This window comes from Delftia sp. RIT313 (assembly GCF_000632165.1).
In the GTDB taxonomy this organism is placed as follows: Bacteria; Pseudomonadota; Gammaproteobacteria; order Burkholderiales; family Burkholderiaceae_C; genus Comamonas; species Comamonas acidovorans.
In genome coordinates this window covers 1-11,362 of record NZ_JFYT01000116.1, presented here as the reverse complement: position 1 = coordinate 11,362, position 11,362 = coordinate 1, and the positions used below count along the sequence as shown (strand labels likewise).

Here is an 11,362-nt window from a genome sequence, read left to right as displayed (position 1 = left end):
CGCCCACCCTATGCGCTGCACTACACGATCAGCGAAGGCCGGCGCCACCCCTTGCGCCTGCACAATCCGCGCGGCGAGGTCTACCGCCGCTTCATCCCCTGGCTGGGCCGCACGCTGAGCTTTCGCACCGTGGAGCCCGAGGCCGACCTGCCCCTCATCCACCGCTGGATGAACGACCCGGTCGTCGCGCATTTCTGGGAGGAAAGCGGCGACCTTGCCCACCACCGCGCCTACCTGCAGCGCATGGCCGGCGACCCGCATGCGCTTGGCCTCATCGGCTGCTTCGACGGCGAGCCCTTCGGCTACTTCGAGGCCTACTGGGCCAAGGAAGACCGCATCGCCCCCTTCTATGACGCGGGCGACCATGACCGGGGCTGGCATGCGCTGGTGGGGGAGGCGCGGTTTCGCGGCCAGCCCTACCTGACGGCCTGGCTGCCCTCGCTGTCGCACTACCTCTTTCTGGACGACTGCCGCACGCAGCGCATCGTCGTGGAGCCGCGCGCCGACAACCGCAAGATGCGCAAAAGCCTGCCGCGCTGCGGCTATGCGCTGGTCAAGGAATTCGACTTCCCGCACAAGCGCGCCGTGCTGGGAGTCCTTCTCAGGGAACGCTTTTTCGCAGACGCCTTGTGGATACCGCAGACCGACGCAGCCGCGCCGGACGCACTGGACGCATCGACCCAATGAAAGGACCTTCCATGCAAACCCACCCGCTGATCGGCATCGGCTTCGGCCCCTCCAACATTGCCCTGGCCATCGCCCTCAAGGAGCGCGAAGCCACCGCGCGGGCCATTCACCCCGTCTTCATCGAAAAGCAGCCGCGCTTCGCCTGGCACCGGGACATGCTGCTGGAGCAGGCCCACATGCAGGTGTCCTTCCTCAAGGACCTGGCCACGCTGCGCAACCCCACCAGCCGCTTCACCTTCATCAACTACCTGCACGAGAAGGGCCGGCTGCAGGACTTCATCAACCTCAAGACCTTCTTTCCCAGCCGCCACGAATTCAACGACTACCTGGCCTGGGCCGCCTCCAAGTTCGAGGACCGCTGCGTCTACGGCCAGGAAGTCATCGAGGTGCTGCCTGAAAAACGCGACGGCAAGGTGGAGCTGCTGCGCGTGCGCTCGCGCGATGCGGCCGGCAACGTGCATGAGCGCCTGGGCCAGAACCTGGTCATGAGCATCGGCGGCACGCCCAGCATTCCCGAGCAGTTCAAGCCCCTGCGCGGCGATGCGCGCGTCTTCCACTCCAGCGCCTACCTGCGCAGCATTGCCGAGCATGCCAGGCCGCTGCGCATCGCCGTCGTGGGTGCGGGCCAGAGCGCCGCCGAAATCTTCATGGACCTGCACGGCCGCTACGCCACGGCCGAGATCGACCTGGTCATGCGCGCCCGCTCCATCCGCCCCTCGGACGACAGCCCCTTCGTCAACGAAATCTTCAACGCCGACTTCGTGGACCATGTCTACAGCCGCCCGCATGACGAGCGCGGCGCCCTGCTGCGCGAGTTCTGGCACACCAACTACGCCTGTCCCGACCTGGAGCTGATCGAGAGCATCTTCAAGGTGTTCTATGAACAGAAGGTCGTCGGCGATACGCGCCATCGCTTCCTGCGCCGCCACGAGGTGCAGGACGTGCGGGCGGCCGGCGACGGCATCCACCTGGGGCTGCGCGATCTCAACAGCGGCATCGACCATGCATCGCGCTACGACGTGGTGGTGCTGGCCACCGGCTATGCGCGCGAGCACCACAAGACCCTGCTGGACCCGCTGGCCCCCTACCTGGGCGACTTCTCCGTGAGCCGCGACTACCAGGTGCACACCACGCCGGACTTTCGCCCCGCCATCTTCCTGCAGGGCGCCTGCGAGGGCTCCCACGGCCTCAGCGACACCCTGCTGTCCGTCACTTCGGTGCGCACCGGCGAAATCGGTGAAGCCCTGCTGGCAGCGCAAGCCCAAAGACCCGATGTTGCGCGCACAGAACAGCTGGCGCTGCAGGATTGAAAGATCGCACAGGGCATGATGGCGCAGGGATCTCCCATGCCATAATTTGAATGCAAACCATTTGCATTTGAATTCGAATCACCTGCGCCGCTGAATCCCATACCCGCTGCTGCACCGCCCCGGCCCTGGCCGGGGTTGCAGCATCTGGTAGGCCCTTCTCTGTACGGACCCAGGGGTTCCAACCCATCGCCCTTGCGGAAAGGCAGGTATCCGGATGCGTGACCTGATCCAGGAACTCGTGGCTCACTATGGCGATCTGCGCCGCCAGCTCACGCGCGATCTCCGAGATCCGCACTATGCGGCCGACATCGCGCAATCGAGCTTCGAGCGGGTCTATGTGCACGCCCTGGGCCTGCGCAGCGGCAAGAAGGCCGAAACCCTGCCCGACGCCGGCATCGAATCCCCACGCGCGCTGCTGTTTCGCGTGGCGCGCAATCTGTGCATCGACGACGCGCGCAAGCGCAAGACCGCCCAGGAATGGACGCGCCAGCAAATGGTGGTGCAGCACAGTGCGCCCTCCAGCGAAACCCTGGCCGCCCAGCGCCAGATCCTGAACCGCGTCGTCCAGGCGCTGGAAGGCCTGCCGCCTCGCAGGCGCGAAGTCTTCATCCTCTTTCGCGCCCATGGCTACACGCGCGCGGAAATCGCCGATCAGCTCAACATCACCGAAATGGCCGTCGCCAAGCACATGGTGCGCGCCACGCTGGACTGCTCGCGCGTGCTGGCCCAGCTGCGCTCCGAACTGATCGAGGACCATGCGCTGGGCAGCGCCATGGATTTCGACAACAGTACACTGACCGACGACGCATCCTGACTCCCCCTTTCCATGGCAAGTGCACCTAGCGAGCGCATGGTCGAGCATGCGCTGACGCTGATCGTTCAAAGCGAAATCGCTCCCGACCCGGTGGCCGACCAGGCCCGCCTGACCCTGGGCGAATGGCGCGGGAAATCAGCCCGGCACGATGCCGCCGCACGCGAGGCGCACCTGCGCTGGAACCTGCTGGGCGGCATGTCCGGCGGCCTGCGCGAGCAGTTCCAGGAAACCGCCCTGCTGGCAGACCGGGCCTCGCGCTCCACCCAGGCCGTCCGGCGCCGCAAGCTGCTGCTGTCCTTCGCCGGGCTGCTGGGCACAGGTGCGCTGGCGGGCCGGGGCGCCTACTGGTACTGGCAGCAGCCCATACACACCTCGGCCTACGCCACGCGCAACTCGCAGATCCTCAAGATCACTCTGGCCGACGGCAAGCTGCCGCTGCAGGCCAGCCTGGTGGAACTGGCGCCCCAGAGCGCCATTGCCGTGACGCTCTACCGCCAGCGCCGCAGCGTGTCCATGGCCCGGGGCGAAGTGCGATTCGACGTGGCCCCCGATCCCGACCGGCCCTTCGAGGTCATCACGCGCGAGGCGCGCATCGAGGTCGTGGGCACGGTCTTCACCGTGCGCGACCGCGGCGGCCCCGTCACCGTGGGCGTGGAGCATGGCCATGTCAGGGTCCGGGTGCTGGGCAGGGATGCGCAGGATGCGACGGGCCCGGCGGCGGCAACGCTGGACCTGCTGCCCGGCCAGATCGTGGACATCCGCAACGGCCAGGCCGAGGCCGTGCGCCAGGCCGATGCCGCCACGCTGTCCGCCTGGCGCGAGGGCTGGCTGGTCTTCGAGAACACCCCGCTGGCCGAGGCCCTGGCCACGGTCAACGCCTACCGCACCCAGCCCATCGAAGCCGCCGATGCGCGCGTGGCCGCGCTGCGCCTGACCGGGCGCTTTCGCGCCAATGACTCGGCCGGCCTGCTGGCCGTGCTGCCGTCCATCCTGCCGCTGAGGGTGCGCCCGCAGCCGGATGGCGGGGTGCAGTTGCAGGCGCTCTGAAAGCATTCCAGGCAGGCATTCGGGCGCCTGCCAGTGCAAAAAAATTGCAACAGACTGTCTTCGTTTCGGCGGCCCATACGTCTTCGCAGTGCGGCATGTGGCAACCGGGAAAGAACGGGAGCCCGCGCCTCTTCAGGAATAGCTCTCATTCAATGCACCCGGAACACCATCAACCATGCGTTCTCTGCCCAGACAGCATCTGCTGAGCGCCGCGCTCGCCGCGGCCTTCGGCACCACCACCCTCTGCGCTCTTCCCGCTGCCGCGCAACCCGCCGCCCAGGCTCCTTCACAGGCCTTCGACATCCATGTGCCCTCACAGCCGCTGGCAACGGCACTCAACGAGCTTTCCCGGCAGACCCAGACCCAGGTGTTTGCAGCCGGGGACCTGGTGTCCGGGCTGAATTCCCGCGCCGTTTCCGGCAAGCTCAGCGTGGAGCAGGCCTTGAGGGACATGCTGGCAGGCTCATCCCTGGAAGCATCCAGGACGGCCAATGGAGGCTTCGCCATCCGGCGCTTGGTGAGCGGCAGCACCACGCTGCCTGTGGTCAATGTGCTGGCTGCGCACGAGGGCGAAAGCCCGACGGGCCCCTTGCAAGGCTATGTGGCCAAACGCAGCGCCACGGGCACCAAGACGGATACGCCCCTGATCGAAACGCCGCAGTCCATCTCCATCGTCGGCGCCGAGGAAATCGAGGTGCTCAAGTCGCAGAACCTGCAGGACGCGCTCGGTTACGTGGCCGGCGTCAGCCGCTCCGAAGGCCTGGACAGGACTTCGGACACGCTGATCGTGCGGGGCTTCCAGCTCGACGGCAACGGCAACCAGTACCGCGACGGCACCAAGTACACCGTCAACATCTTCAACGGCCAGCAGGAGCCCTACGGCCTGGAGCGCATCGAGCTGCTCAAGGGCGCCGCATCGGTGCTCTACGGTTCTGCCGCGCCCGGCGGCATCATCAACACGGTGAGCAAGCGCCCGACGTCCACCCCCCTGCACGAGCTCAATGTCGAAGTCGGCAGCTTCAGCCGCAAGCAGGTTTCCGGCGACTTCGGCGGCCCGCTGGACAAGGACGGTGAATGGTCCTATCGGCTGACCTTCCTCAAGCGCGACAGCAATTCCTTCGTGGACTACACGCCCGACGACCGGCTCTTCATCGCGCCGGCGCTCAAGTGGCAGCCCAATGCAGCGACCTCGCTGACCATCCTGGCCGATTACCAGAAGGACAGTTCGGCCTATGTTTACGGCCTGCCCGAGGAGGGGACCATCCTGCCCAACATCAACGGGCGGTTACCCCGTAACCTGTTCGTTGGAGAGCCAGGCTACGACAAGTTCGAACTGAACCGCTTCTCCATCGGCTATCTGTTCGAGCACGCCTTCAACGACAGAGTCAAGCTGAGGAACAGCCTGCGCTACATGAAGGCAGACAACGAATACGCGTCCATCTGGATCTCCGGCCTGGCGGCCGACCAGCGCACCACGGCATACAGGGGGGTGGCACCGCGGTGGGACCGCTCCTCCGCCGTGGTCTCCGATACCTCGCTCGAATACCAGGCCGAGACTGGCAGCGTGCGGCACACCATGCTGGTGGGCTTCGATTATTCGGCACCCCGCCACGAAAGCGAACGCTACACGCGCAGCATCGACAACATCGATCTCTACAACCCTGTCTATGGAAGCCCCATGGGCACCGAGATCACACAGAACCCGTATTCCTGGAAGAGCACGGCCAAACGCATGGGCCTCTATGCCCAGGATCAGATGAAGATCAACGACAAGTGGGTGGTCCTGGTGGGCGGACGCTATGACTCCGTCCGCTACGACGAGAGCAGCTTCTTCACCGGCGCGAAATCCGTGGACAACGAGAAGGACCACGCCTTCACGGGCCGTGCCGGCCTGGTCTACCTGGCCGATAACGGCTGGGCTCCTTTCCTGAGCTACAGCGAATCCTTCGAACCGACCTCGGGCCGGGACCGCCTGGGCTCGCGCTTCAAGCCGACCACGGGCCAGCAGTATGAGGCCGGCGTGCGCTACCAGCCCAAGGGCTCCAATACGATGATCTCGGCCGCCGTCTACCAGCTGACGCGCCAGAACGTGCTCGTCGCCGATCCGCAAGATCCCACCCTGACCTACAGCATCCAGCAGGGAGAGGTCCGCTCGCGCGGCTTCGAGCTGGAGGCCCGCACCGCCGTGGGCCGCAATGCCAACCTCATCCTGGCCTATGCCTATACGGAGGCAGCCACCATCAAGGCAAGTCCCCTGCAGCCCGAACAGGAAGGCCTGCGCTCCCCGGGCGTGCCCTACAACCAGCTTTCGATCTGGGGCGACTACAACTTCGGCATCCTCGGCCTGCCGGGCCTGAAGATAGGCGCAGGCATGCGCTACGTGGGCAGCACGCGCAGCCAGACCAACAACCCCGTGCCCGCCTTCACGCTGTTCGACGCCATGGTCAGCTACACCACGGGCCCCTGGAGGCTTGCGCTGAACGTCAACAACCTCACCGACAAGACCTACATAGGCAACTGCACCTACGGCTGCTTCTACGGCGAACCGCGCAGGGTCATCGGTACGGCAACCTATCGCTGGTAGAACGGACTGCCGCGAGGCCGGCCCTGCAGGATGCGCCCGCAGGCCGGCGGTGCCGTGCAGCTGCAGACTCCCTGAACGGCGCCTTCGGCGCCTGCAAAAACCAAAAGACCACGGCCGGATCGCTCCGGCCGTGGCCCATGCCTGGTGGCGGACTGCCACCGGGAGGTGGCCGTACCCATGACCCTGCGCGGCTCGCCGCAGAAGCAGTCGTGCGTGCAGCCGCAAGCATAGGTCTTGTCCGCCAGATTGGTCGGATTCAAGGCCAGGCGCCACGGGGATTCAAAGACCTGGCCAACGCTCTGCCCGGACGATTGGGCGGCAGCCAGGGGAGGCCACAGCGAGCCCGGCGGCCCCGCAGCAGCCCCTTGGCGCAGCGACCCACGCCAAGGGGCTGCGCCGGATCATCCGGGCTCGAACTCGCAGGCCAGCAGTTCGAGCAACTGCGCAAGCAGGCCGGCATCCCGCAGCATGGAGAAATGGTCTGCCTCGATCTCCGAGCCCGGGACATCGTCCTGCCGCAGTTGCTGCTGCAACCTGGTGCGGTCGCTGGCATTGCGGCCCTCGCTCCACCACAGCTGCGCCGCGCCAGCCACCGGCCTGAGCCTCTCGGTCTGCAATGACAGGCGCTTCAGATGTAGCGCCGTCATGAAGGTCTGGGCCAGATCGGCCCCCTCCATGGGTACGCTGCCTTCGGCCAGCTGTGCGCCTGCTCGGGCCGCAGCGCGTCCCAGAGGACCCGCCAGAAGGTCGGCGCTGGGCTGGGAGATGGTGTGGACCTCGGCCACATCATCGATATCTGCATGGGGAAGCAGATGGCCCACAAAGGCCAGGAAATCCGGCCACCAGTCATCGGACGAGGTCTGCCCGGCCTCGGGAACGAAGGGATCGACCAGTCCCAGCAGTCCCAGCGTCTGGCCCTGGGCCTCCAGCCGGGATGCCATCAAGGCCACAAGGCTGCCGCCCAATGACCATCCCAGCAGGTGGTAGGGCCCGCTGGGCTGAACGGCGCGGACCATGCGGCAGTAGTCATCGGCCATCTGTTCCAGCGAATGGTCCAGGTGGTCTGGCGCAGACAGACTGCGGCAGGCGATCGCATACACGGTCCGCACGCCGTTGAGCGCCCTGGCCAGCGGCTGGTAGTCGAAGATGGTTCCAAAGCCCGCATGGATGCAGAAAAGCGGTGGCACCCCCTCGCATACGGCATTGAGAGCGATCAGGCCTGCAGCGCGTGTCTCTTGTTCGGCGCCCAGACCCAGCAGGCCGGCGATCGTGGGCCGTTGCAACAGATCGCGCAGCTTGAAATCCAGCCGCCGGTTGCCGAGCTTGCGCACCTTGGCGTGCATCTTCAGGCTGAGCAGCGAATCTCCGCCCAGTTCGAAGAAGTTGTCGGTCTCGCCCACCCGGTCCACGCCCAGCACCTCCTGCCATACCTTGGCCAGCGCACGGGCCTCGTCCGTCGAGGGCGGCACGAAAGCTCTCGCACCATCGGCCGCGGGCAAGGGCAGCGCATGGCGGTCCAGCTTGCCGCTGACAAGACGAGGCAGGGCGGGCAGCGGCACGCAATGCGCCGGCACCATGTAGTCCGGCAGGCGCTCGGAAAGCTGCTGGCGCATGCGCTGACCTGCACGGTTGTCCGCTGCCAGGCCGTCCAGCACCAGATAGGCCACCAGTTGACGGCCCGAGGCAGCCTCCTGCACAACCACGGCGGCATCGGCAACGCCGGCCAGCGCGCGCACGGCCTTCTCCACCTCGCCGAGTTCGATGCGGAAGCCCCGGATCTTGACCTGATGGTCGGCACGGCCTATGTACTCGATATTGCCGTCATCCATCCAGCGCACCAGGTCGCCGGTCCGGTACAGGCGCCCGCCCTGCGCATCGAACGGATTGGCGATGAACCGCTCGGCGGTCAGTGCACTGCGCCCGAGATAGCCGCGCGCCAGACCGTAGCCTCCGATATACAGCTCGCCCACCCTGCCGGCCGGCAACAGCTGCATGTCCTCGTCCAGCACGTAGACGGAACGTTCGCCCACGGGCCTGCCTATGGGTGCATAGGCGCACTCGAAGCGTTGATCGCCGCCAGTGCGCCAGATCAACGGCGTCACCACCGTTTCCGTAGGTCCATAGCCGTTGATCAGCCAGCGCGGCCGCAGATGGGTGGACACCTTGTCGTAGGCTGCCTTGGGCATGGCCTCTCCGCCAAAGACATAGAGTTCTACCTCGGGAACATCGTCGCGCGGCGCGGCCCAATCGGCGATCTCGCCAAGGTAGGCAGGCGGGAAGGCCGCCGTGGTCACGCCATGGCGTTGCAGCGCCTGATAGGATTGCTCGGCCGTCCAGAGTTCGCCGTCCCTCAGCACCAGGCTGGCTCCCACGCACAGGGGCGTCAGCCAGCGCTCATGGGCACCATCGAACGAGAAGGACATGAAGTGCAGCTCGCAGGATGCGGGCGTCATCCCATAGATTTGCGCCGTGGCCAGGCAGTGCATGGCCAACGGGCCGTGGGACACTGCCACGCCCTTGGGAAGCCCGGTGGAGCCCGACGTATAGATCACGTAGGCCAGATGATCGGCGTCGCAGCGCGGCGCCAAGCCGTGCGCCTCCAGCTGGCCATAGGGCACGTCTTCCATGCGCAGTGTCGGCACGTGCAGCGCGGCCAGCCGGGGCTGCACGCTGCTCTGGCTGATCAGAAGCATGGCCCCGCTGTCCTGGAGCATGAAGGCCAGCCGGTCGCAGGGATAGGAGATATCGAGCGGCACGTAGGCACCACCGGCCTTGAGCACGGCCAGCAAGGCAACCACCATGTCCATGGAGCGCTCCAGCGCCACCCCGACCACCTTGTCGGGCCCCACCCCCAGCTCCACCAGATGGCGTGCCAGGCGATTGGCCTGGGCGTCGAGCTGTGCATAGCTCATGTGCGCATCGCCCATCCTCAAGGCGATGGCCTCGGGCCGCGCGCTCGCCTGCTGCGCGATCAGCGCATGCACCGTGCTGCGCGGCCCCGGGGGAGCCTGCGACTCGGAGCGGCCCAATGCCAGCATGCCGGCCTGCTGCGAAGCGCCCAGCCACCCCAGCTGCCCCAGGGGCTGGTCCGCATCCAGAACCAACAGTTGGTGCAGCAAATGCTCGACCAGCTGCCGCATGTCCGCCACACGGGCCTCGTCGAAGGACTGGCGCGCGTAGCAGTATTCGATTTCCAGCACCTCACCCACGGTGACCTGCAAATCCATGGCGTAGCCGGTCAGGCCGCTGCCGGCCACGGCACCGAATTCCAGCCCGAACTGGTCCAGGCGCTTCATGGTCTGGTCCATCGGATGGTTCTCGAAAACGATGATGCTGTCGAACAGGGGCCTGCCCGCAGATCCTGCCCAGCGCTGTATGTCGGCCAATGCCGAGTGCTCGAATTCCCGCGCCCTGAGATTGCCGGACTGCACCGCGCGCAGGTATTCGCCGATGGACAGCCCAGCGCGCACCGATACGGCGATCGGAATGGTGTTGATGAACAGGCCCAGCATCTGCTCGGCGCCCTCCAGGCTTGCAGGCCTGCCGGCCACCGTGGCGCCGAAGACGACCTGCCGGCTGCCGGCCTGCCGCTGCAACACCAGCGACCAGACGGCCTGCACCAGGGTGTTCATGGTCACGCGCTCGCGCTGGGCCAGGCCCACGAGGGCGGCTGTCCGCTGCGCATCCAGGCGCGTGAAAAGCTTGGCATAGCCGTCGGTGCCGGTGCGCTGCTGGGGGTCGGCCAGCAGAACCGGCCCCTCAAGCCCGGCCAGCTCCCCTTGCCAGAAGGCCTTGGCAGCCTCGGCATCCTGCCGCTGCAGCCAGCGCAGGAAGTCCCCGTAGGCGGGAGGCTGGGCGGGCAGTTGCTCGCCCGCATAGCTCTGCAGCCATTCCCCCCAGAGCCGGGAATCGCTCCAGCCGTCCGTGAGGATGTGGTGCTGTGTCCACAGCAGCCGGAAGCCCGTGTCCGAGATGCGGATCAGGTGGATGCGGACCAGCGGCGGAGCCATCCAGTCGGTCTCCCTGCACAACTCCTCCCTGCCCAGGCGGTCCGCGCGCTCGACCGCATCATCAAGCCCACGCCAGTCATGCTGCACGAACTTTGCCGTTGCCTGGCGCAGCACCACCTGCAGCGGTCGCTGCATGCCAGCCTGCCAGACAAAGGCCGTGCGCAGTATGGCGTGGCGCTGCACCATGGCCGACCAGGCGCGGGCCAGGCGCTCGGCATCGACCCCGGACAGGTCCACCCCGAGCTGATTGACATACAGACCGGTTCCCGGCGCCTCCATGGCATGGAAGAACATGCCTTCCTGCGTCGGAGTGAGCGGATAGACATCCTCCACATCGTCCTGGGCGAACGGCAGGCCCGCCAGGGCCTGGGCATCGAAAAAGTCCACCAGGCGGCCACGCTGCCCGTCCGACGGGGTCCCCGCCACCGCCGCGCGCTGGTCCGCAGGTTCTGCCACGGCCGCGAGTTCGGCCACCGTCTGCCGCTCGAACAATTGCCGGGGCGTGATGCGCCAGCCGGCACGGTACGTCCGGCTCACGATCTGCAGGCTCAGGATGGAATCGCCGCCCAGCATGAAGAAGTTGTCGCTGCGCCCCACACGATCCAGCTCCAGCACCTCTTCCCAGATGCCTGCCAGCATCGCCTCCACATCGCCCTGCGGCGCCTCGTAGGCCTGCGCACCCGCCAGCTCGGGCTCGGGCAAGACCTTGCGGTCCACCTTGCCATTGGCCGTCAACGGCAGCGCATCGAGCACCACGATGGCCGAAGGCACCATGTAGTCGGGCAGTACCTGGCCCAGCCGCTCCTTGAGCAGCCCGTCTTCGACTTCCTCGTTCAGCGAGACATAGGCCACCAATCGTGCACCGCCCGGCCCCTGGCTGGCCAGCACGACGGCCTCACGCACCTCCGGC

At 66.6% G+C, this 11,362-nt stretch carries 6 protein-coding genes; 5 read left to right on the top strand and 1 reads right to left on the bottom strand.

Annotated elements, in window-relative coordinates; translation table 11 throughout:
- The 5 genes from BW39_RS29500 to BW39_RS29480 all read left to right on the top strand — a co-directional run.
- Nucleotides 1-687 (top strand): GNAT family N-acetyltransferase (locus BW39_RS29500; RefSeq protein WP_043825900.1); only part of this gene is annotated, 687 nt, incomplete at its 5' end.
- Between the two features lie 11 nt (nt 688-698).
- Nucleotides 699-1,997: a lysine N(6)-hydroxylase/L-ornithine N(5)-oxygenase family protein gene (locus tag BW39_RS29495; RefSeq protein ID WP_043825897.1), complete on the top strand. Its 1,299-nt coding sequence runs from the start codon at nt 699-701 to the stop codon at nt 1,995-1,997.
- Between the two features lie 214 nt (nt 1,998-2,211).
- On the top strand, nt 2,212-2,811 hold the full coding sequence (locus tag BW39_RS29490) for an RNA polymerase sigma factor (RefSeq protein ID WP_012206549.1): 600 nt from the start codon (nt 2,212-2,214) through the stop codon (nt 2,809-2,811).
- A gap of 12 nt (nt 2,812-2,823) precedes the next feature.
- Nucleotides 2,824-3,858 carry a FecR family protein gene (locus BW39_RS29485; RefSeq protein WP_013801604.1) on the top strand — a complete coding sequence of 345 codons (1,035 nt, stop codon included), beginning with the start codon at nt 2,824-2,826 and terminating at the stop codon, nt 3,856-3,858.
- Between the two features lie 175 nt (nt 3,859-4,033).
- Nucleotides 4,034-6,442: a TonB-dependent siderophore receptor gene (locus BW39_RS29480; RefSeq protein ID WP_013801603.1), complete on the top strand. Its 2,409-nt coding sequence runs from the start codon at nt 4,034-4,036 to the stop codon at nt 6,440-6,442.
- Between the two features lie 401 nt (nt 6,443-6,843).
- On the opposite strand, the gene BW39_RS29475 is transcribed toward BW39_RS29480, so the two are convergent.
- Nucleotides 6,844-11,362 (bottom strand): non-ribosomal peptide synthetase (locus BW39_RS29475; protein ID WP_043825895.1); only part of this gene is annotated, 4,519 nt, incomplete at its 5' end.

Coding starts and splice junctions, on each gene's coding strand:
- BW39_RS29495 (WP_043825897.1), top strand. CDS start 699: ATGCAAACCCACCCGCTGATCGGCATCGGCTTCGGCCCCTCCAACATT.
- BW39_RS29490 (WP_012206549.1), top strand. CDS start 2,212: ATGCGTGACCTGATCCAGGAACTCGTGGCTCACTATGGCGATCTGCGC.
- BW39_RS29485 (WP_013801604.1), top strand. CDS start 2,824: ATGGCAAGTGCACCTAGCGAGCGCATGGTCGAGCATGCGCTGACGCTG.
- BW39_RS29480 (WP_013801603.1), top strand. CDS start 4,034: ATGCGTTCTCTGCCCAGACAGCATCTGCTGAGCGCCGCGCTCGCCGCG.